This window comes from Staphylococcus sp. SM3655 (genome assembly GCF_016917315.1).
Classification (GTDB): Bacteria; Bacillota; Bacilli; order Staphylococcales; family Staphylococcaceae; genus Staphylococcus; species Staphylococcus aureus.
In genome coordinates, this window is the sequence record NZ_CP070305.1 from 1505441 (window position 1) to 1531205 (window position 25765).

Consider the following 25765-nt stretch of genomic DNA (forward strand, 5'->3'; position numbering starts at 1 on the left):
GAGTTTTATATGAAGAAATTAATCATCAGTATTATGGCGGTCATGCTATTTTTAACAGGTTGTGGTAAAAGTCAAGAGAAAGCCACTCTGGAAAAGGATATCGATAATTTACAAAAAGAAAATAAAGAATTAAAAGACAAAAAAGAAAAGCTTCAACAAGAAAAAGAAAAATTAGCAGATAAGCAAAAAGACCTTGAAAAAGAAGTGAAAGATTTAAAACCTTCAAAAGAAGATAACAAGGATGATAAAAAAGACGAAGACAAAAATAAAGACAAAGATAAAGAGGCATCACAAGATAAGCAATCAAAAGATCAAATTAAGTCATCGGATAAAGATAATCACAAAAAGCCTACATCAACAGATAAAGATCAAAAAGCTAATGACAAACACCAATCATAATTGAATTGCTTACTTGTTATAGATGAAAGGTACAGCGTTTTAAACCTTATTTTAAGGGTATGTATTAATTAAAATGTGGTCATGATTGAAACAGAACGTAAAAATAGACAACGTAATTAATAAAGGAGAGAAACGGCATGCATGAACAAGATTTTAGAATTTTAGAGGGTCAAGATATTACTTTGCCAGAATTGGGTAGAGAATTAGAAAATATTACAGGGCGCACGATTGCTGATTCTACTGGCGAAATTAAGCGTGTAATTGCACATTTACCAAACTTTGAGTCCGATACTGATACTTTTGTTGCTACATATCGTTTAAACCATCAACAAGATTTTATAGATGCAACTTTTACTGCGCTGAAATCAGATAGAGCACGTTTAAAAGAAGTGCCAGTTCATGTTGAACTTATAAGTTATATTTCTAAATCAAAATAAACTGCTATCTAAAACGCAAAGTTGATCAAAATATCGATTTTGTGTTTTTTATTGAGAAATTATATAGGAGTGTCAATCGATGATTTATTGTGAAACAGAGCGTTTAATATTAAGAGACTGGCATGAAGATGATCTGTTACCTTTTCAAAAAATGAATGCGAATTATGACGTACGTAAATATTTTCCAAGTTTATTGAGTTATCGTCGTTCAGAATTAGATATGAGAACTATGGATGCGGTTATTAAAGATTATGGCATTGGATTATTTGCTGTAGAAGATAAAGAGACACATCAATGGATAGGCTTTATAGGTTTGAATTATATTCCAGAAACAAGCGATTATCCATTTAAAGAATTACCGCTTTATGAAATAGGTTGGCGCTTGTTGCCAGAATTTTGGGGAAAAGGATTAGCAACTGAAGGCGCAAAGGCAACGTTGAAGTTAGCAGAACAACATCAAATATACGATGTCTATAGTTTTACAGCAGAAGCAAATAAAGCTTCACAACGTGTAATGGAAAAAATTGGCATGACAGTGTATGATCATTTCGAATTACCCAATCTAAGTAAGTATCATTTATTAAAAAGGCAAGTGCGCTATTACATTAATCTTCGAAAGTGAAAAATTTATACATAAGCGTAACAAACACCCCTAACATTGTTTAGCTGATGATAACAATATTAGGGGTGTTTGTTTATTCTTTAACCTTAGAATGATTAATCGTATGAACGAGTACCCAGAGGTTTGAAATTTAATATTGATTCTATTAATGATTCCTTAGTGTCGCATAACGGTGCAAGAGCACGATACTTAGGATCAATAAAACCTTCCTCAATCATATGGTCAATCATTGTTTGTAGTGGATTGAAAAAGCCATTAATATTATAAATGGCAATAGGCTTTTCATGGATACCTATTTGAGCCCAACTATACATTTCGAAAAATTCTTCTAGTGAACCTGCGCCACCAGGAGCCATGACAAATGCATCTGCAAGTTCTGCCATTTTATTTTTACGTTCATGCATAGAATCAACTAAAATTAATTCAGTTAAACGTTGGCTTGTGATTTCATGTTCATCTAACATTTTAGGCATGACGCCAATAGCTTTGCCGCCATGATCTAATACACCATCTTGAATGGCACCCATAATGCCAATTGACCCTGCACCAAATACTAATTCATAACCTTGTTCAGCAAAATATTTACCTAAATCGTATGCTTTTTGTACATATGAAGGGTCATGACCTTTGCTTGCACCACAATAAACTGCGATTCGTTTCATGTTAATCCAGCTCCTTAATTCGATGAATGACTTTTAATAGTGATTGTTCAAACACTTTTTGATCTTGCTTTGTAAAAGGTGGGGGACCTTTGTGGCGACCACCTTGTTTTCTAATTTGTGCATTCATATATCGTTTATCTAATAGTTGTTGAATATTTTTGGAATTGTATATCTTCCCATTATGATGCATGACAATTAAGACTTTGTCGACTAATAAACTTGCGAGTCCATAATCTTGAGTGACTACGATATCATCCTTCGTTGATAATTGAACAATTTTGTAATCAACTGCATCTGGTCCATCATCAACATATAATGTTGATACATGTGGAGGATATAATTGGTTCGAAAAATGGCTGAAGCTCCGAATAATTGTCACAAAAATGCCTGTCTCAGTTGTTAAATCTATAATAGAATCAACAACAGGACAAGCATCTCCATCAATAATAATATGTGTCACAATTATGCCTCTGTATTGTTTTCTTTATTTTGTTGAGAGGCGCTTTTGGCAACATAATCTTTATATTTTTTAAATGACTTGATGCGTGCTTTATCAGCTTCTTGTTGGCGTTTTTGTTCTTCTTTGTGTCGTTTTTCAATATTTTTTTGTAACTTTTTATTCATTTTAGCGATTTCTTTGCGATTTTTTTCAGCTAGTTTATCGCCTTTTTTCTCAGTTTTCTCATCTAATTTATTAGGTGTTAAGCCTGCTTTTTCTTCGTATTTTTGTGATTTTTTCATATCTTTAATACGTTGTATTTCATTCTTTTCGCGGGCTTTTTGCTCTTCTTTATGACGCTTTTCGATATTTTTTTGAAGTATTTTATTCATTTTATCAGCGTCTTTACGATTTTGTTTAGCTAATTTTTCGCCTTTTTTCTCAATATAGGCAGGATCATGTTCTCTAGCAAACTTTTTAAGTTCACGTTTATTTTCAAAATCTTGTTTTTTATCGCCGACATATTCTTTAACATCACTCGCTGTGTTACTGATTGCTGCAGATGTTTTTGAAGCAACTTTACTTGTAGCATCTGTAACTTTTTGTACGTCCGGATGTTGTTTGATACGTTTACGTTCAACAATTAACGGTACCAATACAATTGGTAATACATTAATCATAAATTTGATGACTTTTTTCTTATCCATAGATCTTGCCTCCATAATTACTTTATTAATTTTACATACCCTATGATACATCAATATAAACGATGATAGTAGTGAATCACTATTAAGTATTTCAGATGTTTTTTAAAAGAAGACAATAAAAACTGCCAATCAAGTGATTCCTTAATTGACAGTCTATATTTTAAAAGGAAATTAAATACCTTTACCAATGCCAAATCCGAAGTAAAGTATAGCAATAAAGATTACTAATACAATTCTGTAAATGGCAAATGGAATTAGTTTGATTTTGTTAATTAGATGCAAGAATGTTTTGATTGCAATTAGTCCAACAGTAAATGCAGCTAAAAAGCCTAAAATATAAAAAGGTATATCAGCAATCTGAATATCTTGATAATGTTTTAATAAAGATAAACCACTAGCTGCTAACATAATTGGAACAGCCATAATAAATGTAAAGTCCGATGCTGCTTTATGATTTAATTTCATTAATACCCCAGTTGAAATTGTTGAGCCTGAACGGCTGAAACCAGGCCACATAGCTACTGCTTGAGAAATACCAATTACAAATGCTTGGAAATAACTGATTTGATCTACTGTTTGTGGGTTTTTAACTTTAGCTGAGTATTTATCAGCAATAATCATATAGATAGCACCTACGAATAAGCCAATCATAACAGTTGGCACACTAAATAAATGTTCTTCGATGAAATCATCAAATAGTAAGCCTAAAATACCTGCTGGCACCATACCCACTAATACATGTAATAAATTTAAACGTCTTGGCTTTGAACGTCTTTGTTGATCGTTATCTCCTTCAACATGTTTGTGTTTACCAATATGTAAAATCTCTAAGAAGCGTTCGCGGAACACCCATGCTGCTGCAAAGACGGATCCTAATTGGATGACGATTTTAAATGTAAATGCTGACTGAGAACCTAAAAATTCAGATGATTTTAACCACATATCATCAACTAGGATCATATGTCCAGTAGAGGAAACAGGTGCAAATTCTGTTAATCCTTCGACGACCCCTAAGATAATACCTTTTATTAATTCAATGATAAACATAATGTACCCACTTTCATTACTCAATTTAATTTATTTAAATATCAAAATTACCATATCATGATAGCATATTCATTTAAAGACATGCTAGTTATAGTTATAATACTAGACTAAAGATGTATATATTCATTTTCTTTTACATGTAAAACTACAATATTTTATTGAGCTATTTAATTTGATTTTAAGGAAAACCTTTTATAATAGGTTTAGGTGATATAATTGTGAAAAAATTAACAACAATACTGTTTCAATATAAAATTTTTCCGGTACTCATGTTCTTGGTCAGTACTGGTCTCGGCATACTCGTTATAACGCAAAATATTTTAATAGCAGATTTTTTAGCTAAAATTATAAGACATCAATTTCAAGGTTTATGGATTGTATTATTTATTTTATTAGGTGTTTTACTTTTAAGAGCAACTGTGCAATTTCTAAATCAATGGTTAGGTGATACATTAGCATTTAAAGTTAAGCATATGCTTAGACAGCGGGTTATTTATAAAAATAATGGTCATCCAATCGGTGAACAAATGACTATACTCACAGAAAACATTGATGGTCTAGCACCTTTTTATAAGAGTTATTTGCCTCAAGTGTTCAAATCAATGATGGTTCCGCTCATCATAATCATTGCAATGTTTTTCATCCATTTCAATACCGCATTAATTATGTTAATAACTGCACCATTTATTCCTTTGTTTTATATTATTTTCGGTTTGAAAACGCGAGATGAGTCAAAAGATCAAATGACTTATTTGAATCAATTTAGTCAACGGTTTTTAAATATTGCTAAAGGTTTAGTGACGTTAAAGCTATTTAATCGTACAGAGCAAACAGAGAAGCATATTTACGACGATAGTACTCAGTTTAGAACTTTAACAATGCGCATTTTACGCAGTGCTTTTTTATCGGGATTAATGCTCGAATTTATAAGTATGTTAGGTATTGGATTGGTTGCATTGGAAGCAACGCTAAGCTTAGTAGTATTTCATAATATTGATTTTAAAACTGCGGCAATTGCGATTATTTTAGCGCCTGAATTTTATAATGCAATTAAGGACTTAGGGCAAGCGTTCCATACTGGAAAACAAAGTGAAGGTGCCAGTGACGTTGTGTTTGAGTTTTTAGAACAACCGAACAATAATAATGAATTTCTATTAAAGTATGAGGAAAATCAAAAGCCATTTATTCAGTTAACAGATATATCATTTCGATATAATAATTCTGATAGATTGGTATTAAATGATTTAAATTTGGAAATATATAATGGTGATCAAATTGCACTTGTAGGTCCAAGCGGGGCAGGTAAATCCACTTTGACACATCTTATTGCAGGTGTTTATCGGCCAACAATAGGTACTATAAGTACAAACCAGCGTGATTTAAATATAGGAATACTTAGTCAACAGCCATATATTTTCAGTGCTTCTATAAAAGAGAATATTACGATGTTTAAAGATATAGAAAATAAAACTGTTGAAGAAGTGCTAGACGAAGTAGGTTTATTAGACAAAGTGCAATCTTTCACAAAAGGCATTAACACAATAATAGGTGAAGGAGGCGAAATGTTATCTGGTGGACAGATGAGACGCATAGAACTTTGCCGTCTTTTAGTTATGAAGCCAGATCTCGTTATATTTGATGAGCCTGCAACTGGTTTAGATATTCAAACAGAACACATGATTCAGAACGTTCTGTTTCAACATTTTAAAGATACAACGATGATTGTCATTGCACATAGAGATAATACAATTCGCCATTTACAACGACGCTTGTATATAGAAAATGGAAGACTGATTGCTGATGATCGCAATATTTCAGTAAATATAACAGAAAATGGTGATGACTTATGAAAACACGACTAAAATTTCAAGTAGATAAGGATTTATTGTTAGCTATAGTTGTTGGTGTTTGTGGAAGTTTAGTTGCGCTCGCCATGTTTTTCTTAAGTGGTTATATGGTGACACAAAGTGCACTTGGTGCGCCACTATACGCTCTGATGATTTTAGTCGTTACAGTAAAATTGTTTGGGTTTTTAAGAGCTATTACTCGATACGTAGAGCGCCTTATTTCTCATAAAGCTACATTTACAATGCTACGTGATATTCGGGTACAGTTTTTCGGTAAATTAGTAAATGTCATTCCTAATGTTTACCGTAAACTGAGTTCTAGTGATTTAATTTCACGTATGATTAGTCGTGTTGAGGCATTACAAAATATATATTTACGTGTTTATTATCCACCAGTCGTCATCGGTTTGACAGCGCTAGTTACAGTCATAGTTTTGGCGTTCATTTCAATCGGCCATGCGCTATTGATTATGGTTAGCATGTTGTTTACTTTACTCGTTGTTCCTTGGTTAAGCTCAAAAAAAGCACGTACTTTAAAGAAACATGCAGCTAATGAACAGGCCCGATTTTTAAATCATTTTTATGATTATAAAGCTGGTATGGATGAACTACGTCGATTTAATCAAATTAATCATTATCGAGATAATTTGATGGCTAAATTAAATCATTTTGATAAATTACAACTTAAAGAGCAACGCTTTTTAACGATTTATGATTTTATATTAAATATTATTGCTATGCTTTCGATTTTTGGTAGTTTAGTTCTAGGATTAATTCAAATTAATGCAGGCCAACTAAATATTATTTATATGACGAGTATAGTTTTAATGGTCTTAACTTTATTTGAACAAGCTGTACCAATGACAAATGTCGCGTATTATAAAGCGGATACTGACCAAGCATTGCATGATATTAATGAAGTGATATCTGTACCTTCTACTAATGGAAAAAACCGTCTTAATGATAAGTATGATGCAACGAACATTTATGAAGTTAAGGACGCTAGTTTTAAGTATTGGAACCAGCAAACGTATGTGTTGTCGGATATTAATTTTAATGTTAATAGAGGCGAAAAGATTGCGATTGTGGGGCCTTCTGGTTCAGGAAAAAGTACATTACTACAAATTATGGCTGGGTTATATCAATTAGATAGTGGCTCTATTCGTTTCGAAAATATGGATATGTTTGAAATAGATGACAAAGATAAGTTTGAATCGTTAAATGTCTTGCTACAATCTCAACAATTATTTGATGGTACAATACGTCAAAATTTATTTACCGATGAAAAAGATGAAGCGGTGCAAGCAATATTTAAGCAATTAGATTTAGAACATTTGGCACTAGAACGTCAAATTGACTTAGATGGTCATACATTATCTGGCGGAGAAATTCAGCGTTTAGCGATTGCAAGGATGTTATTAAAAGATACTGCATCAACATGGATTTTAGATGAACCAACAACTGCATTAGATAAACAAAATAGTTTAAAAGTTATGGATTTAATTGAAGCACATGCAGAAACATTAATTGTTGCTACACACGATTTAACTTTATTGTCACGTTTTGAGACCATCATTGTGATGATAAATGGTAAAATAGTTGAAAAGGGAAACTATCAACAATTACTCGCTAATCAAGGTGCTTTATGGAATATGATTCAATATAATGCATAAAAAAACTGCTTGATAGGCTAAGAAACCTTTCAAGCAGTTTTTTAACTAACAAGCTTACGCGTGCTAATTGTTTTTCTATTCTTAATAAATTCTAAACATTACTTTAATTGTCATGACAAAAGTTAATTATTTTTCCTTTGTTTCATCAAATGCATGAATGACTTTACCTAATAAGCGATTAAGTTCTTTAACTTCATCTTGAGATAAAGAAGAAGCTGAAGCGACTTTGTCAGATGCATTACTTAATTCTGGTCTAATAGTTTCACTTTTGTCAGTCAAGTGAATAAATACTTCACGTTGATCGACTTCGGAACGTTCACGCTTAATTAAGTCTACTTGTTCCATTCGTTTTAATAATGGTGATACTGTACCAGTATCGAGTGCTAATTCAGTTACGACTTTCTTGACGTTTACAGGAGATTCATCCCATAAAATTGTTAAGACAAGAAATTGTGGGTATGTTAGATTGTACTTCTTAAAAACTTTGTTAGAGTAGTAGCGATTAACTTGTCTTTGAGCATTGTACAAACTAAAGCATAGCTGTTCTTTTAAATTATGTTGATCAGACATTAAAGTTCTCCTCCAGACTATACTATCCGTTTTTTTCTCTTTTCGGATTGGTAATCATTAAAAAGTTGATTGTTTATTAATTCACAACTTTCTTTGATTCAATGCCATGCTAAAATTAAAGTATGTTTAAAGTTTAGAAGATATTTTTGATTAAATCAAGCAAAAAGATAATTTAATATATATGTTATCATTTTTAAAAATAACTGTAATAGAAAAGAGAATATAAAATGAAAAATAATAAAGATGAAAAAATAAGAATATCCATAATTAACGGATTTTTGGGTAGTGGTAAAACCACGTTACTGACACATTATATTAGTGAATTATTAAAAAATGATGAGAAAATTAAAATCATCATGAATGAATTCGGTACTTTTGATATTGATAGCAATAGTATTTCAAATGAAATTGAAGTCCATTCATTGATTAATGGTTGTGTTTGTTGCGATCTTAAACAAGAACTTGTCTATGAACTAAAAGCCATTGCTTTAAAAGGGGACGTTAATCATGTCATCATAGAAGCGACAGGCATTGCGCATCCTTTAGAATTACTAGTTGCATGTCAAGATCCGCAAATCGTTAATTTCTTTGAAAAGCCGATTATTTATGGTGTATTAGATGCGACTCGATTTTTGGAACGTCATCAATATACCGAAAATACAGTTTCGCTGATGGAAGATCAGTTGAAACTAAGTGACATGATTATTATTAATAAAATTGATCTTGTAACTGATGACAGTCTTGAGAAAATTGATAAGCAATTAAGTATGATTTGTGCAAGTATTCCAACTTATAAAACAACCTATGGAAAAGTTTCGTTGGAAGAAATGGACTTAACTGTTAAAGACAGAGAGATATCGTCTCATCATCACCATCATCATGGGATTAAAAGTATGACTTACACGTTTACAGGTCCGATTGATCGTCAATTGTTTTATCAATTTATAATGAAATTACCGGAATCTGTTCTACGTTTGAAAGGTTATGTGTCATTTAGAGATCAACCAAATGCAATTTATGAATTTCAATATGCATATGGTTTACCAGACTATGGAATAATTGGCATGCAATTACCATTAACGATTGTTATTATTGGTGAAACTTTAGATACAAATCACATACGTAATCAATTGGATATGCTACAATTTACGTAAATCAGAAAATATGTTGTTTCAATTTAACGGAAATAGCACATTAATTTCTTAATACTTTTATTGTGAATATTTTGTGACATTGAGGGATGGAGTGGATGAGATATGGAACAAATAATGATTAATCATTATGTTCATTTTTCTAGGCTTGTACAAGGTTTTTGGCGTGCAAATGAATGGAAGATGACTGCGAAAGAGTTAAATTATTTTATAAATGAATTAGTTGAACGTGGAATTACAACGATGGATCATGCTGATATTTATGGAGATTATCAATGTGAATCACTGTTTGGTAATGCTTTGGATTTATCACCCGAATTAAGAAATAAAATTCAAATTGTTACGAAATGTGGTATCATTTTGCCTTCTAAGCAATTTGATTTTACAAATGGACATCGTTATGATTTGAGTAGTAAGCACATCGTGAAATCTGTTGAACAGTCATTAATCAATTTGAATGTAGATTATTTAGATAGTCTACTCATTCATCGTCCTTCACCATTGATGGATCCAGAACAAGTTGCTGATGCATTAACTAAACTTGTTAAACAAGGTAAGTTGAAGTCATTCGGGGTGTCGAATTTTAATCATTCACAATACCAATTGTTAAATCAATATATTATGAAAGAAAGACTACATATTAGCATCAATCAATTAGAATTATCGCCATATCACGTTGATAGTTTACAAGATGGAACAATGGATTCAATGTATCAAAATCATGTTCAAATCATGGCTTGGAGTCCTTTTGCAGGCGGTAAAATTTTCGACAAGGAAGATATTAAAGCGCAACGTATTATGAAAGTTGTTCAATCAATAGCTGACAAATATGGTGTGAGTGACACAGCTGTGATGATAGCGTGGTTAGTAAAAATACCGCATCGTATCATGCCGATACTTGGAACAAGTCAGTTAAAGCGTATTGATCAAGCAATCGAAGGGCTACAACTTAATTTAGATGATCAGTCGTGGTTTGACATTTACACCGCTATTATCGGACAAGATATTCCGTAAACTTATTTACTTTTAAATCATAAAGGAGCATATCATGACAAACGAAGATAAACGTTTCGAACAATTAAGATTTGAACGCAAATTTATAGTTATTCCATATTTAATTTATGCAGTCATTGTATTACTATTAAATATTTTCTATTCTGATTTGAAAATAACAATGACATTATTCGGACTTTTCTTTGCGTATAATGTAGTCATTTTGTTCATAGCATTTATTAAACACTATAAACGCACATTGTTACTAAGTCTTATATTAACAGTGCTTAGTGGCGCGGCATTCTTTGGAATTATTTATGTTTATGGCATTAATCATTTTTAAATATTAAAAAGAGACTATCTACAATAATCTCATTTGCATTTTATCTAACTAAGTTTAACTTTTGCTTAGAAAAATGATGCTATGAGGATATTCAGTAGATAGTTTTTTTATGATCTAATATTTAAACTTAGATATCGTTTTGTAATTAACCGAGATAACTCATCACCTAGCAATATTATTTACAAAATATTTCGATAAAATTGTGTATTTTGCATAAATTAAAAATGTATGTTTTAAAAAATTGTTATAATTAAATTAAGATTAAACAAAGGGGTGACTGTTATGTCAGAAGAAAAACATGTAGTGGAACATGAACAACAAAAGAAAGAAAAGACAAAAAAGCAATACAAGCCATTTTGGATTGTCATGAGTTTTATAATACTTATAGTTGTACTATTACTCCCGGCACCTTCAAGTCTGCCAATAATGGCTAAGGCAGTACTAGCTATTTTAGCTTTTGCAGTTATTATGTGGGTAACGGAAGCTGTATCATATCCGGTGTCAGCAAGTTTAATTATTGGCTTAATGATATTACTTTTAGGATTTAGCCCGGTTCAAAATTTAGGGGAGAAGCTAGGTAATCCGAAAAGTGGCAGTGCTGTTTTAGCTGGAAGTGACCTTCTAGGAACTAATCATGCATTATCATTAGCGTTTAGTGGATTTGCAACTTCAGCTGTAGCTCTCGTTGCAGCTGCATTATTTTTGGCTGCTGCTATGCAAGAAACGAATTTGCATAAAAGACTAGCTCTTTTAGTGTTATCAATTGTTGGTAATAAAACTAGAAATATAGTTATTGGAGCAATTATCGTTTCAATTGTACTTGCATTTTTCGTTCCTTCTGCAACAGCTAGAGCAGGGGCAGTTGTACCAATCTTGCTGGGTATGATTGCGGCATTTAAAGTTTCCAAAGATAGCAAGTTAGCGTCTTTATTAATAATTACTTCAGTACAAGCTGTGTCAATTTGGAATATTGGTATCAAAACGGCGGCAGCACAAAATATCGTAGCGATTAATTTTATAAACCATCAATTAGGATTTGATGTTTCATGGGGCGAGTGGTTCTTATATGCAGCGCCTTGGTCCATAGTTATGTCCATAGCTTTATATTTCATCATGATTAAAGTGATGCCTCCAGAAATTAATACAATAGAAGGTGGTAAAGATTTAATAAAAGAAGAATTGCATAAACTTGGCCCCGTTAGCGCACGTGAATGGCGTTTAATTGTTATATCGATGTTATTATTACTGTTTTGGTCAACTGAAAAAGTATTACATCCGATTGACTCTGCATCCATTACTATTATTGCTTTAGGTGTTATGTTAATGCCGAAAATTGGTGTCATGACATGGAAACATGTTGAAAATAAAATACCATGGGGGACAATTATCGTGTTTGGTGTAGGTATTTCACTAGGTAACGTTCTTTTGAAAACAGGTGCAGCTCAATGGTTAAGTGATCAAACTTTTGGTGTTTTAGGTTTAAAACATTTACCTATTATCGCGACAATTGCACTTATCACGATTTTTAATATATTGATTCATTTGGGCTTTGCGAGTGCAACAAGTTTATCATCAGCGTTAATACCTGTTTTTATTTCGCTAACCTCTACGTTACACTTAGGAGACCAGTCTATAGGATTTGTTTTAATTCAACAATTTGTTATTAGTTTTGGTTTCTTATTACCTGTTAGTGCACCTCAAAATATGTTGGCTTATGGCACTGGTACTTTTACGGTTAAAGATTTCTTGAAGGCAGGTATACCATTGACAATTGTAGGGTATATTCTAGTGATAGTTTTTAGTATGACTTATTGGAAATGGTTAGGTTTGCTTTAATTAAAAATATAAATAAGAATCTAGGTTATTTTAAAGTGACAAAAAGCTTAATAAAATAAAAAGATAATTGAAGGGTGTTTTGTTTATGGCAATTGCTGTGTTATTAAATCGAATGTTTCGAATGGAACACAATCCATTATTTGAATATATTTATCAACAAAAAGAAGACATTGATGCATGTTATTTTATCATTCCGGAAGAGGACATGTCTTCAGCTTCTGATTTGAAAGCACAGTTTTATCGCGGTACTTTGCAGCGCTTTTACCAATCGTTGCACGCAGAAAAGCTTACACCTTATGTTATGTCTTATGACGATATCATTTCATTTTGTAAAGAAAACAATATCTCTGAAGTAGTGATTGCGGGTGATATTATGAGTTATCATCTTGAAGAATATGATATTTTACATCAACGTTCTTTATTCAATGAAGCACGCATTGCCGTTACTTTGATACGTGGGAATCATTACTTTAAAGCGAGTAAAACAATGAATCAACAAGGGGAGCCATACAAAGTTTTTACTAGTTTCTATAAAAAATGGCGACCTTACTTGAGGCATAGAGACGTATATCACTATGATTTAAAATCATTCGAAGACTTTGTCATTGCATCACCTGATGATTTAGTGTTTGATGACATAGCGTTTGGATCCTTACAAGTAATTGAACAGAATAAATGGCAACATTTTTTAGATCAAGATATACAGAATTACGAAAGCGGAAGAGACTATTTACCTGAAGTGTTAACAAGTCAGCTAAGTGTTGCTTTAGCATATGGATTATTAGATATTATTGAAATTTTTAATGATTTATTGGCGCGTTATGATGAAGATGAGGCAAACTATGAAGCATTTATACGTGAACTCATTTTTAGAGAATTTTATTATGTGTTAATGACACAGTATCCAGAAACCTCATACCAAGCTTTCAAACCTAAATATCGACAGATAAAATGGTCGCAAAATGAAGCGGATTTTAATGTATGGTGCGAAGGGCAAACAGGATTTCCAATCATTGATGCAGCAATAATGGAATTGACACAAACTGGTTTTATGCATAATCGAATGAGAATGGTTGTGTCGCAATTTTTAACCAAAGATTTATTTATAGATTGGACATGGGGAGAAAAATTCTTTAGAAAGCACCTTATTGACTATGATGCAGCATCAAATATTCATGGATGGCAATGGTCTGCTTCTACAGGTACGGATGCAGTGCCGTATTTTAGAATGTTTAATCCAATAAGACAGAGTGAACGCTTTGATGCTAAAGCTTTGTATATCAAAACATATCTTCCGATTTTTAATCAAATTGATGCAAAATATTTGCATGATACGCAACGCAATGAGTCCAACCTTTTTGAACAGGGGATTGAATTAGGTCGTCATTATCCAAAACAAATAGTGGATCATCAAGAAAAGAGATCTCAAGTTTTAGCGACATTTAAAGCATTAGACTAATTCGTCTCAATTGATAGATCAGGCATGAGTAAAATCTGGAGCAGAATATAAAGTTCTTAAGCAATATAAATAAGCCAATTTCTATTATTGATGTGATAGAAATTGGCTTTCCTCAAATATATAAGTTGTATTTAGTTTTCTTATTAATTTGATGTTATCTTAGTATGTCCGTAAATAAAGTGAGGTATAGTACGACATACTCTAAAAACGTAGTGAGATAAATATATTTCAATCTAACTTTTATGTTTTGAGGCACTTGCCATTTAGGATATTGTCGTTCGTAATACGACACTTGTTGTATAAATACACCTAGTCCAAATGGCAGCATCATGAGTAAGATACTTCTTAAATAACTTAAACCAATATCATGCCATATGTGTCCAATAATCAATTGAAAGCCAATGATAGATACTATTAAAACGATTATATTTATTGTCACTTGTTCAAACGCACTCCTTTTCCAAATAATAGAATTGCTACTTGCATGACAACCATAAAACATACAAACATAGCAGTTTTAAGCGTTAGACTTTCTAGAATGTGATTTAAAACATGTAAGGGCTCATTAAAGAAATAAACGGAATGTAAGCGTAAGAAACGACCAATATAAATTCCGAATCCATTTAAAAACATTAGCACGACAACAATTAATCTATTAAGCCAACGGTGAGAAGTCAATGTTAGTATTTCAAAATAGATTAAAATCATCACATAAACCGCTAAGAAGACACCAAGCAGTAAATAGGTAAAGTATTTCCACTCACTTAAATTTAGTCCTGCGTAAAAGTTGAATTGAAATTGGTTCAAATGGATTAAATCAGTTACCATATAAAATGTATTTGGTAAAAGTAACACAAATATAAAACTATATATGATAAATAGTGGCCATTCATACTTTTTATTCGGTTTGAATAATCGTAATAATAGACTAAGCTCAAAAGGTATATATGCTAAAAACAAATTTAAAGTCATAAATTGAAAAATTTTAGTCTCAAAAAGTGAGACGATAAATAAAATTAAAAAGTAAATTCTAGCGATGTATCGAGATTGCATCAATAATAAACACTACTTTCTAATGAAAAAGTTATTCATTCAAATGTGATAGTTATAAACGCATTCAATTCCTAATTAAAAATTTAATTTAACTCGTTGAAGTATATTAATAAACGAGAATGCATTTATGATTAAGCACTTATGATAACTTGTAATAAAATTTGATTCAACTAAAAAGTAAAGTGCTATTGAGGATCAAGTAAATTTAAACCGACTGCATCTTTGAATGAACGTTGAATGTCCAAATCAGTTACAGTAAGAATGATTTCAGCAGTTGCAGAAACAATTGCTTTAGCGAGATGTCCGCTAAAAGTTTCATATGATTGAGTACCGAAAGTAGCATGCAAATGTGCAAAATGACCATTGTCTAGACGAGAAATATTACCTAATAAGCTCGTCAATTCCAGTGGCTCAGTAATATGTTTTTCTTCGTATTGTTTCGTTGTTAAATTGAAAAATTTTAATACAACGTCATCACATGCACCAATGCCGCTGACAGATGTAAATGTTAAGTCTTGGTCATCTGCAAAGGTTGTTATACATTCAACGATATCTTCTCCTTTTTCCAACACTAGTAGTATAGTATGATTACTTTTTTGCAATTTCATATGATCAATCCCCTTTATTTTAATATGTCATTAATTATACAATTAAATGGAAAATAGTGATAATTACAAAGAAAAAATATTGTCAAATGTAGCAATGTTGTAATACAATATAGAAACTTTTTACGAATATTTAGCATGAATTGCAATCTGTCGTGGAAAAGAAGAATAACAGCTTTAAGCATGACATGGAGAAAAAAGAGGTGAGCATATGAATAAACAGATTTTTGTCTTATATTTTAATATTTTCTTGATTTTTTTAGGTATCGGTTTAGTAATACCAGTCTTGCCTGTTTATTTAAAAGATTTGGGATTAACTGGTAGTGATTTAGGATTACTAGTTGCTGCTTTTGCGTTATCTCAAATGATTATATCGCCGTTTGGTGGTACGCTAGCTGACAAATTAGGGAAGAAATTAATTATATGTATAGGATTAATTTTGTTTTCAGTGTCAGAATTTATGTTTGCAGTTGGCCACAATTTTTCGGTATTGATGTTATCGAGAGTGATTGGTGGTATGAGTGCTGGTATGGTAATGCCTGGTGTGACAGGTTTAATAGCTGACATTTCACCAAGCCATCAAAAAGCAAAAAACTTTGGCTACATGTCAGCGATTATCAATTCTGGATTCATTTTAGGACCAGGGATTGGTGGATTTATGGCAGAAGTTTCACATCGTATGCCATTTTACTTTGCAGGAGCATTAGGTATTCTAGCATTTATAATGTCAATTGTATTGATTCACGATCCGAAAAAGTCTACGACAAGTGGTTTCCAAAAGTTAGAGCCACAATTGCTAACGAAAATTAACTGGAAAGTGTTTATTACACCAGTTATTTTAACACTTGTATTATCGTTTGGTTTATCTGCATTTGAAACATTGTATTCACTATACACAGCTGACAAGGTAAATTATTCACCTAAAGATATTTCGATTGCTATTACGGGTGGCGGTATATTTGGGGCACTTTTCCAAATCTATTTCTTCGATAAATTTATGAAGTATTTCTCAGAGTTAACATTTATAGCTTGGTCATTATTATATTCAGTTGTTGTCTTAATATTATTAGTTTTTGCTAATGGCTATTGGTCAATAATGTTAATCAGTTTTGTTGTCTTCATAGGTTTTGATATGATACGACCAGCCATTACAAATTATTTTTCTAATATTGCTGGAGAAAGGCAAGGCTTTGCAGGCGGATTGAACTCGACATTCACTAGTATGGGTAATTTCATAGGTCCTTTAATCGCAGGTGCGTTATTTGATGTACACATTGAAGCACCAATTTATATGGATATAGGTGTTTCATTAGCAGGTGTTGTTATTGTTTTAATTGAAAAGCAACATAGAGCAAAATTGAAAGAACAAAATATGTAGCATAAGTATTTTGGTGTATATTGATATAAAGTAAAGCGTAATATTATGAATGATTAGCATCGTTTTTCTTATGAATTTTATTAAGAAAATTCGATGCTTTACATTTAAAAAGATTCGATTGACTAAATGTTTTACTCTTTATATTTAAATGTTATATGTAACAAAAAATGATTTTGAGTAATAAACATGTTACAAATATTACATTCTTTTTAAATTGCAATCCACATACCTAATTCATTAACGTTAATGTGTTAAGATGATAAAAAATGAGTAAGGAAATGTGGGTAAGGGGATGACAGTAAAAAATTTATTTTTAGGCTTTGTTGCTGTAATATTAACCGTTTGTTTAATTGGTTTATTAATATTAGCAACAAATGAAGATGCGCTTGCTAAGGTACATAAAACAATTAATACGCTTAACGCGATAAATGTATCAACTGAAGATACTTATAAAAAGAAAATGGATATTCTCAATATTCATACTGCTAAAGCATCTGAAGTGAATGAAAATGTGAAAAAGCAAAATCATTTTAAACATCGTGTGAATGCAAATAAATCAAATTCTTTTAACGAACAAGAGTGCCAAGTTATTGCTGATCGTTATGCAGATAAGCATATCAATGATAATTATGGTTTAGAAAGAATTTCTAAGACAAATCATGGATATAATTATGTGTATTCCAATGATAATTCAACTAGTAAGCAACATGTAAGTATTTCAAATCAAGGCATAATAACGAAATAATAGATGGAACAGTGTATTCTAATTGGATATACTGTTTTTATTTTGCAATAATTTAATTTAAAAAGGTGAATTCAACTTATAAAATGATGTAAATGTTATGTCAAAATCAACCAATCCGTAATGTATTTTAAAATGTTAATATAGTTCTGAAGAAGTATAAATGAGGTGTTGAAATGGCTAAAAATAAGAAAACGAACGCGATGCGTATGCTTGATCGTGCAAAAATTAAATACGAAGTTCATAGCTTTGAGGTACCAGAAGAACATTTATCGGGTGCAGAAGTCGCAGAACTCATACAAGCAAATGTTAAAACAGTATTTAAAACGCTTGTTCTAGAAAATACAAAACATGAACATTTTGTATTTGTTATCCCAGTAAGTGAAACTTTAGATATGAAAAAGGCAGCTGCTTTGGTTGGAGAGAAGAAATTGCAGCTTATGCCTTTAGATAATTTGAAAAATGTAACGGGATACATTCGTGGTGGGTGTTCGCCTGTTGGTATGAAAACATTGTTTCCAACAGTCGTTGACAAATCCTGTGAAAATTATAGTCATATCAGTGTGAGTGGTGGGCTTCGAACAATGCAAATCACAATAGCTGTTGAGGATTTGATTACAATAACTAAAGGCAAAATTGGAGCAGTTATCCATGAATGATTAATAACAACAAAAAGTATGGGGCAAGATTCGGAGTGTGACAGAGATGAAATTTTTATAAAATTCATTTCTGCCACACTCCTTTTTGATTGAATTAGCATTTTACGATCATAAACAGTCATTACAAATGAGTATTTGAACATAAAAATGTAATTTTATCGTCACAATTTGATTGTTTGTGATTGTTTTTGGTAATTTATGATTGAAAAGTGAAAGCGTACTCATTATAATACAAAGTGAGATGGGGTGATGATGATAATTACTGAAAAAAGACACGAGTTAATATTAGAAGAACTTTCGCACAAAGATTTTTTGACTTTACAAGAATTAATAGATCGAACTGGTTGCAGTGCTTCAACAATACGAAGAGATTTATCTAAACTACAACAATTAGGGAAATTGCAACGTGTGCATGGTGGTGCAATGTTAAAAGAAAATCGTATGGTTGAGGCGAATTTAACTGAAAAATTAGCAACGAATCTTGATGAAAAGAAAATGATTGCTAAAATAGCAGCTAATCAAATCAACGATAATGAATGCTTATTTATCGATGCTGGTTCATCTACATTGGAGCTAATTAAATATATTCAAGCGAAAGATATCATTGTGGTAACCAATGGTTTAACACATGTAGAAGCTTTACTTAAAAAAGGTATTAAAACAATTATGCTAGGTGGTCAAGTTAAAGAAAATACACTTGCTACGATTGGTTCTAGTGCTATGGAGATATTAAGACGATATTGTTTCGATAAAGCTTTTATCGGGATGAATGGATTAGATATTGAACTTGGATTAACTACTCCCGATGAGCAAGAGGCATTAGTTAAACAAACAGCAATGTCATTAGCCAATCAATCATTTGTACTTATAGATCATTCTAAGTTTAATAAAGTATATTTTGCTCGTGTACCTTTGCTAGAAAGTACGACAATCATCACATCTGAAAAAGCATTAAATCAAGAATCGTTAAAAGAATACCAACAAAAGTATCACTTTATAGGAGGGACTTTATGATTTATACAGTGACTTTCAATCCTTCAATTGACTATGTCATTTTTACGAATGATTTTAAAATTGATGGTTTGAACAGAGCAACAGCAACATATAAATTCGCTGGGGGGAAAGGTATTAATGTCTCGCGCGTCTTAAAGACATTGGATGTTGAGTCAACTGCCTTGGGATTTGCAGGTGGATTTCCTGGGAAATTCATTATAGATACATTAAATAACAGTGCAATTCAATCGAATTTTATTGAAGTTGATGAAGATACACGTATTAATGTGAAATTAAAAACAGGACAAGAAACAGAAATCAATGCACCGGGTCCTCATATAACGTCAACACAATTTGAACAACTGTTACAACAAATTAAAAATACAACAAGCGAAGATATAGTTATTGTTGCTGGAAGTGTACCAAGTAGTATTCCAAGCGATGCGTATGCGCAAATTGCACAAATTACAGCACAGACAGGTGCTAAATTAGTAGTCGACGCTGAAAAAGAATTGGCTGAAAGCGTTTTACCATATCATCCACTATTTATTAAACCTAATAAAGATGAATTAGAAGTGATGTTTAATACAACAGTGAACTCAGACACAGATGTTATTAAATATGGTCGTTTGTTAGTTGATAAAGGTGCGCAATCTGTTATTGTCTCGCTTGGCGGTGATGGTGCTATTTATATTGATAAAGAAATCAGTATTAAAGCAGTTAATCCACAAGGGAAAGTGGTTAATACAGTTGGCTCTGGTGATAGTACAGTTGCAGGCATGGTGGCTGGAATTGCTTCAGGTTTAACGATTGAAAAAGCATTCCAACAAGCAGTCGCATGCGGTACTGCCACGGCATTTGATGAGGACTTAGCAACACGGGACGCTATAGAAAAAATAAAATCACAAGTTACGATTAGCGTACTTGATGGGGAGTGAAAATAATGAGAGTAACAGAGTTATTAACAAAAGATACGATAGCAATGGATTTAATGGCAAATGACAAAAATGGTGTTATTGATGAGTTAGTAAATCAATTAGACAAAGCAGGTAAATTAAGTGATGTCGCGTCATTTAAGGAAGCGATTCACAATCGAGAATCACAAAGTACAACTGGTATCGGCGAAGGTATTGCCATTCCACATGCCAAAGTGGCCGCAGTTAAGTCACCAGCTATTGCGTTTGGTAAATCTAAAGCAGGCGTAGATTATCAAAGTTTGGATATGCAACCAGCACACTTATTCTTTATGATTGCAGCGCCAGAAGGTGGCGCCCAAACACATCTAGATGCTTTAGCTAAGTTGTCTGGTATTTTAATGGATGAAAATGTACGTGAGAAATTATTACATGCTTCATCACCTGAAGAAGTACTAGCGATCATAGATGAGGCTGATGATGAAGTGACAAAAGAAGAAGAGGCAGAAGCTGAAGCACAACAAGTTGCAACTGCAGAACAATCATCTAAACAATCTAATGAGCCATATGTGTTAGCAGTAACTGCTTGTCCAACAGGTATTGCACACACATATATGGCACGTGATGCATTGAAAAAGCAAGCGGATAAAATGGGTATTAAAATTAAAGTTGAAACGAACGGTTCAAGCGGCATTAAAAACCATTTAACTGAACAAGATATTGAAAATGCAACAGGTATCATTGTTGCTGCTGATGTTCATGTTGAGACGGATCGCTTCGATGGTAAAAATGTCGTAGAAGTACCAGTAGCAGATGGTATTAAACGCCCAGAAGAATTAATTAATAAAGCATTAGATACAAGTCGTAAACCTTTTGTTGCCCGTGATGGTCAAAGAAAAGGTAACTCAAATGACAGTCAAGAAAAATTAAGCCCAGGTAAAGCTTTCTATAAACACTTAATGAACGGTGTTTCTAACATGTTGCCACTTGTAATATCTGGTGGTATTTTAATGGCAATTGTATTTTTATTTGGAGCAAATTCATTTAATCCAAAAAGCTCAGAGTACAATGCGTTTGCAGAGCAGCTTTGGAACATAGGTAGTAAAAGTGCATTCGCGTTAATCATTCCAATTTTATCTGGATTCATTGCACGTAGTATTGCGGATAAACCTGGTTTCGCTTCAGGTCTTGTAGGTGGTATGTTAGCAATTTCAGGTGGTTCAGGATTTATTGGTGGTATTATTGCAGGTTTCTTAGCAGGTTACTTAACACAAAGTGTTAAAGCGATGACACGTAAGTTACCACAAGCATTAGAGGGATTAAAACCAACATTAATTTATCCACTATTGACAGTAACAGCTACAGGCTTATTGATGATTTATGCCTTTAATCCACCAGCATCTTGGTTAAATCATTTGTTATTAGATGGATTAAACAATTTATCAGGTTCTAATATTGTATTATTAGGTTTAGTTATTGGCGCTATGATGGCGATTGATATGGGCGGTCCATTCAACAAAGCGGCATATGTTTTTGCAACAGGTGCGTTGATTGAAGGTAATGCAGCACCAATTACAGCTGCAATGATTGGTGGTATGATTCCACCGTTAGCAATTGCGACAGCGATGTTAATTTTCAGACGTAAATTTACAAAAGAACAACGTGGTTCAATTATCCCTAACTATGTGATGGGTATGTCCTTTATTACAGAAGGTGCGATTCCATTTGCAGCTGCCGATCCATTACGTGTTATTCCTTCAATGATGATTGGTTCAGGTATAGGTGGCGCAATTGCTTTAGGCTTAGGTTCACGAATTACTGCGCCACATGGTGGTATTATTGTAATTGTTGGTACGGATGGTGCACACTTACTTCAAACTCTTATTGCACTTCTAGTTGGTACATTAGTTTCAGCATTAATTTACGGTTTAATCAAACCCAAGTTAACTGAAACAGAAATCGAAGCTTCAAAATCAATGGACGAGTAGTTTTAATGATGTAAAATGATTGTTAGCAAAGAGCTTCATATTAAGTTGTAAGTTCAATGAATATATGTTAGTTTTATACATCGTGTTAACGGTAGCTTATACAAAGCTGTAAAAACACTTTCTATTAATTCAGTTTTTATGAATTGATATGAAGGTGTTTTTATTTTTAGATAAATGAATGAAGAAATAGACACCACAAATGTATAGACTTTTTTAATATTTTGCAAAAAGTTATGCCAAACGAAGCAGATATAGTAAAATATGAGTGTCTTAAAGTGAAAATTTATAAATAAAGAAGGGTTTATACGTGTCAGAATTAATTATATATAACGGCAAAGTTTATACTGAAGATGGCAAAATCGATAATGGTTACATTCATGTGAAAGATGGACAGATTGTTGCAATTGGAGAAGGGGATGATAAAGCAGTAATTGATAATGATACGACAAATAAAATTCAAGTGATTGATGCTAAAGGTCATCATGTATTACCAGGTTTTATTGATATACATATTCATGGTGGTTATGGTCAAGATGCAATGGATGGGTCATACGATGGCTTAAAATATCTATCCGAAAATTTGTTATCTGAAGGGACGACATCATACTTGGCCACTACAATGACGCAATCTACTGATAAAATAGATAAAGCACTTACAAATATTGCTAAATATGAAGCGGAGCAAGATGTTCACAATGCAGCGGAAATTGTAGGTATACATTTAGAAGGACCATTTATATCTGAAAATAAAGTTGGTGCTCAACATCCGCAATACGTTGTACGCCCATTTATCGATAAAATTAAACATTTTCAAGAGACTGCTAACAGATTAATAAAGATTATGACGTTTGCACCTGAAGTTGAAGGTGCAAAAGAAGCGCTTGAAACGTATAAAGATGACATTATTTTTTCAATTGGTCATACAGTGGCAACATACGAAGAAGCAGTCGAAGCTGTTGAGCGAGGAGCTAAACATGTCACGCATTTATATAATGCAGCGACGCCATTCCAGCATAGAGAACCAGGTGTTTTTGGAGCAGCATGGTTGAATGATGCTCTACATACCGAAATGATTGTTGATGGCACACATTCTCATCCGGCATCGGTTGCTATTGCTTACCGTATGAAAGGTAATGAACGTTTTTATTTAATTACCGATGCAATGCGTGCAAAAGGTATGCCTGAAGGAGAATATGATTTGGGTGGACAAAAAGTAACTGTTCAATCGCAACAAGCACGTCTTGCAAATGGTGCGCTTGCTGGTAGTATTTTAAAAATGAATCATGGGTTACGTAACTTAATATCATTTACAGGTGATACATTAGATCATTTATGGCGAGTAACAAGTTTAAATCAAGCCATTGCATTAGGTATCGATGATAGAAAAGGTAGTATTAAAGTAAATAAGGATGCAGATCTTGTTATTCTAGATGATGATATGAATGTAAAATCTACAATAAAACAAGGTAAGGTTCACACATTTAGCTAATAAATAATCATAATTAAATGTATGCAATAGATTTAATCTGTTAACATAAGCACTTTATATTATGATAAAATAGAAGCAATAACATTTTTTTCTGGGGGTGTCTAAATGGGAAGGCGATAACATGTAGTTGTAATTTAAGTCATAGTGATAAATTTGAATGCGTGTTACCCATGAGTGACACATATAACATGGAGGTGAATCCCTAGAAATAGGGAATTAATTGGAAACTTCGACCATAATTAGTTTGATTATATTTATTCTATTAATTGCATTAACCACTGTATTTGTTGGTTCAGAATTTGCATTAGTAAAAATTAGAGCAACAAGAATTGAACAGCTAGCAGATGAAGGAAATAAACCTGCTAAAATAGTAAAAAAGATGATTGCTAATCTAGATTATTATCTTTCTGCTTGTCAGTTAGGTATAACAGTAACATCTTTAGGGTTAGGTTGGCTTGGTGAACCAACGTTTGAAAAGCTATTACACCCAATATTTGAAGCAATCAATTTACCAACTGCATTAACGACGACGATTTCGTTTGCAGTGTCATTTATAATCGTTACGTATTTGCATGTAGTACTTGGTGAATTAGCGCCTAAATCTATAGCGATTCAACATACTGAAAAGCTTGCTTTAGTATATGCAAGACCATTGTTCTATTTCGGTAACATTATGAAACCATTGATTTGGCTGATGAATGGTTCTGCACGTGTTATTATTAGAATGTTTGGTGTAAATCCTGATGCCCAAACTGATGCAATGTCAGAAGAAGAAATCAAAATTATTATTAACAATAGTTATAATGGTGGAGAAATCAACCAAACTGAATTGGCATATATGCAAAATATCTTTTCATTCGATGAAAGACATGCAAAAGATATAATGGTACCTAGAACTCAAATGATTACACTAAATGAACCTTTTAATGTAGACGAATTACTAGAAACAATAAAAGAACATCAATTTACGCGTTATCCAATTACTGATGATGGTGATAAAGACCACATTAAAGGATTTATTAACGTCAAAGAATTTTTAACTGAATACGCTTCTGGAAAAACGATTAAAATAGCAAACTATATACATGAGTTGCCAATGATTTCAGAGACAACACGTATCAGTGATGCATTAATTAGAATGCAACGTGAACATGTACATATGAGTCTTATTATAGATGAATATGGTGGAACGGCAGGTATTTTAACGATGGAAGATATTTTAGAAGAAATCGTTGGGGAAATTCGTGATGAATTTGATGATGATGAAGTGAATGATATCGTTAAAATTGATAATAAGACATTCCAAGTAAATGGTAGAGTACTATTGGATGATTTAACTGAAGAGTTCGGTATAGAATTTGATGACTCTGAGGATATTGATACGATAGGTGGATGGTTACAATCTCGTAATACCAATTTACAAAAAGATGATTACGTGGATACAACTTATGATCGCTGGGTTGTTTCAGAAATCGATAACCACCAAATTATTTGGGTGATATTAAACTATGAATTTAATGAAGCGAGACCTACTATCGGACAGTCTGATGAAGATGAAAAATCAGAATAGATATTAATATATAAACCAACTAAGAATGATTTAATTCATTTTTGGTTGGTTATTTTTTTGACTAAAATTAATGAAAAGTGAAAATAGTATTGGAACTTAATATCTTTAATGATTTAATGAATATTTTTTATTGAAAGCGATAATTCGTATTAATTGAGTTTGTTGAAAAATTTAGGGTAATGTAAAGAT

At 32.4% G+C, this 25765-nt stretch carries 26 protein-coding genes; 18 read left to right on the plus strand and 8 right to left on the minus strand.

Features of this window, described 5'->3' with window-relative positions:
* The first annotated feature begins 9 nt into the window (after positions 1-9).
* From JQN76_RS07395 to JQN76_RS07405, 3 genes are all read left to right on the plus strand, one after another.
* Positions 10-399 carry an SA0632 family lipoprotein gene (locus JQN76_RS07395; protein WP_000733433.1) on the plus strand — a complete coding sequence of 130 codons (390 nt, stop codon included), beginning with the start codon at positions 10-12 and terminating at the stop codon, positions 397-399.
* A gap of 137 nt (positions 400-536) precedes the next feature.
* A complete protein-coding gene (locus JQN76_RS07400; protein ID WP_000545116.1) occupies positions 537-836 on the plus strand; it encodes a hypothetical protein in 300 nt (99 codons plus the stop codon).
* Positions 837-915: 79 nt separating this feature from the next.
* Positions 916-1458, plus strand: a complete 543-nt coding sequence (locus JQN76_RS07405) for a GNAT family N-acetyltransferase (protein ID WP_000638621.1) — start codon at positions 916-918, stop codon at positions 1456-1458.
* A 95-nt stretch (positions 1459-1553) separates the two neighbouring features.
* Here the strand turns inward: JQN76_RS07405 and JQN76_RS07410 are convergent, their stop codons facing one another.
* The 4 genes from JQN76_RS07410 to JQN76_RS07425 all read right to left on the minus strand — a co-directional run bounded on the left by JQN76_RS07410 (position 1554) and on the right by JQN76_RS07425 (position 4313).
* Entirely contained in the window at positions 1554-2120 is a 567-nt protein-coding gene (locus tag JQN76_RS07410; protein WP_000820892.1) for an LOG family protein, read from the minus strand.
* Position 2121: 1 nt separating this feature from the next.
* Complete coding sequence (locus tag JQN76_RS07415) at positions 2122-2580, minus strand: YaiI/YqxD family protein (RefSeq protein WP_000148828.1); 459 nt, start codon at positions 2578-2580, stop codon at positions 2122-2124.
* 2 nt (positions 2581-2582) lie between these two features.
* The gene (locus JQN76_RS07420) at positions 2583-3266 is read right to left on the minus strand and encodes a hypothetical protein (RefSeq protein WP_000358498.1); all 684 of its coding nucleotides are present in this window, start codon (positions 3264-3266) and stop codon (positions 2583-2585) included.
* A 171-nt stretch (positions 3267-3437) separates the two neighbouring features.
* Positions 3438-4313 (minus strand): undecaprenyl-diphosphate phosphatase, encoded by an 876-nt coding sequence (locus JQN76_RS07425; RefSeq protein ID WP_000469890.1) that lies wholly within the window; start codon positions 4311-4313, stop codon positions 3438-3440.
* 218 nt (positions 4314-4531) lie between these two features.
* Here JQN76_RS07425 and JQN76_RS07430 point away from each other — a divergent pair, with 218 nt between their 5' ends.
* Positions 4532-6163 carry an ABC transporter ATP-binding protein/permease gene (locus JQN76_RS07430; RefSeq protein ID WP_000737159.1) on the plus strand — a complete coding sequence of 544 codons (1632 nt, stop codon included), beginning with the start codon at positions 4532-4534 and terminating at the stop codon, positions 6161-6163.
* The gene (locus JQN76_RS07435; RefSeq protein WP_000857620.1) at positions 6160-7833 is read left to right on the plus strand and encodes an amino acid ABC transporter ATP-binding/permease protein; all 1674 of its coding nucleotides are present in this window, start codon (positions 6160-6162) and stop codon (positions 7831-7833) included. The genes JQN76_RS07430 and JQN76_RS07435 overlap by 4 nt, the downstream gene beginning before the upstream one ends.
* 126 nt (positions 7834-7959) lie before the next feature.
* On the opposite strand, the gene mgrA is transcribed toward JQN76_RS07435, so the two are convergent.
* Positions 7960-8403, minus strand: coding sequence for a global transcriptional regulator MgrA (gene mgrA / locus JQN76_RS07440; RefSeq protein WP_001283444.1), 444 nt, complete (start codon positions 8401-8403; stop codon positions 7960-7962).
* Between the two features lie 227 nt (positions 8404-8630).
* Here mgrA and JQN76_RS07445 point away from each other — a divergent pair, with 227 nt between their 5' ends.
* From JQN76_RS07445 to JQN76_RS07465, 5 genes are all read left to right on the plus strand, one after another.
* Positions 8631-9557, plus strand: coding sequence for a CobW family GTP-binding protein (locus JQN76_RS07445; protein ID WP_000794414.1), 927 nt, complete (start codon positions 8631-8633; stop codon positions 9555-9557).
* Positions 9558-9659: 102 nt separating this feature from the next.
* A complete protein-coding gene (locus JQN76_RS07450; RefSeq protein WP_000435107.1) occupies positions 9660-10568 on the plus strand; it encodes an aldo/keto reductase in 909 nt (302 codons plus the stop codon).
* A gap of 34 nt (positions 10569-10602) precedes the next feature.
* A complete protein-coding gene (locus tag JQN76_RS07455; RefSeq protein WP_000180416.1) occupies positions 10603-10890 on the plus strand; it encodes a hypothetical protein in 288 nt (95 codons plus the stop codon).
* Between the two features lie 282 nt (positions 10891-11172).
* Positions 11173-12726, plus strand: coding sequence for an SLC13 family permease (locus JQN76_RS07460; RefSeq protein ID WP_001836961.1), 1554 nt, complete (start codon positions 11173-11175; stop codon positions 12724-12726).
* A gap of 85 nt (positions 12727-12811) precedes the next feature.
* Positions 12812-14185 (plus strand): cryptochrome/photolyase family protein, encoded by a 1374-nt coding sequence (locus JQN76_RS07465; protein WP_000952032.1) that lies wholly within the window; start codon positions 12812-12814, stop codon positions 14183-14185.
* Positions 14186-14339: 154 nt separating this feature from the next.
* On the opposite strand, the gene JQN76_RS07470 is transcribed toward JQN76_RS07465, so the two are convergent.
* The 3 genes from JQN76_RS07470 to JQN76_RS07480 form a co-directional block, all read right to left on the minus strand.
* A complete protein-coding gene (locus tag JQN76_RS07470) occupies positions 14340-14624 on the minus strand; it encodes a hypothetical protein (protein ID WP_000154462.1) in 285 nt (94 codons plus the stop codon).
* Positions 14621-15238: a DUF1361 domain-containing protein gene (locus tag JQN76_RS07475; RefSeq protein ID WP_001191875.1), complete on the minus strand. Its 618-nt coding sequence runs from the start codon at positions 15236-15238 to the stop codon at positions 14621-14623. The genes JQN76_RS07470 and JQN76_RS07475 overlap by 4 nt, the downstream gene beginning before the upstream one ends.
* Positions 15239-15423: 185 nt before the next feature.
* Positions 15424-15846, minus strand: coding sequence for a PPC domain-containing DNA-binding protein (locus JQN76_RS07480; RefSeq protein WP_000776018.1), 423 nt, complete (start codon positions 15844-15846; stop codon positions 15424-15426).
* Positions 15847-16054: 208 nt separating this feature from the next.
* Between JQN76_RS07480 and norA the strand changes: the two genes are divergently transcribed.
* From norA to JQN76_RS07520, 8 genes are all read left to right on the plus strand, one after another.
* Complete coding sequence (norA, locus tag JQN76_RS07485) at positions 16055-17221, plus strand: multidrug efflux MFS transporter NorA (RefSeq protein ID WP_205397762.1); 1167 nt, start codon at positions 16055-16057, stop codon at positions 17219-17221.
* A gap of 292 nt (positions 17222-17513) precedes the next feature.
* The gene (locus JQN76_RS07490; RefSeq protein WP_000216727.1) at positions 17514-17966 is read left to right on the plus strand and encodes a hypothetical protein; all 453 of its coding nucleotides are present in this window, start codon (positions 17514-17516) and stop codon (positions 17964-17966) included.
* A gap of 173 nt (positions 17967-18139) precedes the next feature.
* Positions 18140-18622, plus strand: coding sequence for a Cys-tRNA(Pro) deacylase (ybaK, locus tag JQN76_RS07495; RefSeq protein WP_001107235.1), 483 nt, complete (start codon positions 18140-18142; stop codon positions 18620-18622).
* Between the two features lie 249 nt (positions 18623-18871).
* Positions 18872-19636 (plus strand): DeoR/GlpR family DNA-binding transcription regulator, encoded by a 765-nt coding sequence (locus JQN76_RS07500; RefSeq protein WP_000972699.1) that lies wholly within the window; start codon positions 18872-18874, stop codon positions 19634-19636.
* Positions 19633-20553, plus strand: coding sequence for a 1-phosphofructokinase (gene pfkB / locus JQN76_RS07505; protein WP_000640743.1), 921 nt, complete (start codon positions 19633-19635; stop codon positions 20551-20553). The genes JQN76_RS07500 and pfkB overlap by 4 nt, the downstream gene beginning before the upstream one ends.
* A gap of 5 nt (positions 20554-20558) precedes the next feature.
* The gene (locus JQN76_RS07510) at positions 20559-22517 is read left to right on the plus strand and encodes a PTS fructose transporter subunit IIABC (RefSeq protein WP_001266543.1); all 1959 of its coding nucleotides are present in this window, start codon (positions 20559-20561) and stop codon (positions 22515-22517) included.
* Between the two features lie 307 nt (positions 22518-22824).
* Positions 22825-24006, plus strand: coding sequence for an N-acetylglucosamine-6-phosphate deacetylase (gene nagA, locus JQN76_RS07515; protein WP_001292244.1), 1182 nt, complete (start codon positions 22825-22827; stop codon positions 24004-24006).
* 220 nt (positions 24007-24226) lie between these two features.
* Entirely contained in the window at positions 24227-25576 is a 1350-nt protein-coding gene (locus JQN76_RS07520; protein WP_000450257.1) for a hemolysin family protein, read from the plus strand.
* The last annotated feature ends 189 nt before the right edge of the window (positions 25577-25765 follow it).

Coding starts and splice junctions, on each gene's coding strand:
- JQN76_RS07475 (WP_001191875.1), bottom strand. CDS start 15,238: ATGCAATCTCGATACATCGCTAGAATTTACTTTTTAATTTTATTTATC.
- JQN76_RS07500 (WP_000972699.1), top strand. CDS start 18,872: ATGATGATAATTACTGAAAAAAGACACGAGTTAATATTAGAAGAACTT.
- JQN76_RS07510 (WP_001266543.1), top strand. CDS start 20,559: ATGAGAGTAACAGAGTTATTAACAAAAGATACGATAGCAATGGATTTA.
- JQN76_RS07450 (WP_000435107.1), top strand. CDS start 9,660: ATGGAACAAATAATGATTAATCATTATGTTCATTTTTCTAGGCTTGTA.
- ybaK (WP_001107235.1), top strand. CDS start 18,140: ATGGCTAAAAATAAGAAAACGAACGCGATGCGTATGCTTGATCGTGCA.
- mgrA (WP_001283444.1), bottom strand. CDS start 8,403: ATGTCTGATCAACATAATTTAAAAGAACAGCTATGCTTTAGTTTGTAC.
- JQN76_RS07455 (WP_000180416.1), top strand. CDS start 10,603: ATGACAAACGAAGATAAACGTTTCGAACAATTAAGATTTGAACGCAAA.
- JQN76_RS07400 (WP_000545116.1), top strand. CDS start 537: ATGCATGAACAAGATTTTAGAATTTTAGAGGGTCAAGATATTACTTTG.
- JQN76_RS07490 (WP_000216727.1), top strand. CDS start 17,514: ATGACAGTAAAAAATTTATTTTTAGGCTTTGTTGCTGTAATATTAACC.
- JQN76_RS07435 (WP_000857620.1), top strand. CDS start 6,160: ATGAAAACACGACTAAAATTTCAAGTAGATAAGGATTTATTGTTAGCT.
- norA (WP_205397762.1), top strand. CDS start 16,055: ATGAATAAACAGATTTTTGTCTTATATTTTAATATTTTCTTGATTTTT.
- JQN76_RS07445 (WP_000794414.1), top strand. CDS start 8,631: ATGAAAAATAATAAAGATGAAAAAATAAGAATATCCATAATTAACGGA.
- JQN76_RS07410 (WP_000820892.1), bottom strand. CDS start 2,120: ATGAAACGAATCGCAGTTTATTGTGGTGCAAGCAAAGGTCATGACCCT.
- JQN76_RS07395 (WP_000733433.1), top strand. CDS start 10: ATGAAGAAATTAATCATCAGTATTATGGCGGTCATGCTATTTTTAACA.
- pfkB (WP_000640743.1), top strand. CDS start 19,633: ATGATTTATACAGTGACTTTCAATCCTTCAATTGACTATGTCATTTTT.
- JQN76_RS07425 (WP_000469890.1), bottom strand. CDS start 4,313: ATGTTTATCATTGAATTAATAAAAGGTATTATCTTAGGGGTCGTCGAA.
- JQN76_RS07465 (WP_000952032.1), top strand. CDS start 12,812: ATGGCAATTGCTGTGTTATTAAATCGAATGTTTCGAATGGAACACAAT.
- JQN76_RS07460 (WP_001836961.1), top strand. CDS start 11,173: ATGTCAGAAGAAAAACATGTAGTGGAACATGAACAACAAAAGAAAGAA.
- JQN76_RS07480 (WP_000776018.1), bottom strand. CDS start 15,846: ATGAAATTGCAAAAAAGTAATCATACTATACTACTAGTGTTGGAAAAA.
- JQN76_RS07420 (WP_000358498.1), bottom strand. CDS start 3,266: ATGGATAAGAAAAAAGTCATCAAATTTATGATTAATGTATTACCAATT.
- JQN76_RS07405 (WP_000638621.1), top strand. CDS start 916: ATGATTTATTGTGAAACAGAGCGTTTAATATTAAGAGACTGGCATGAA.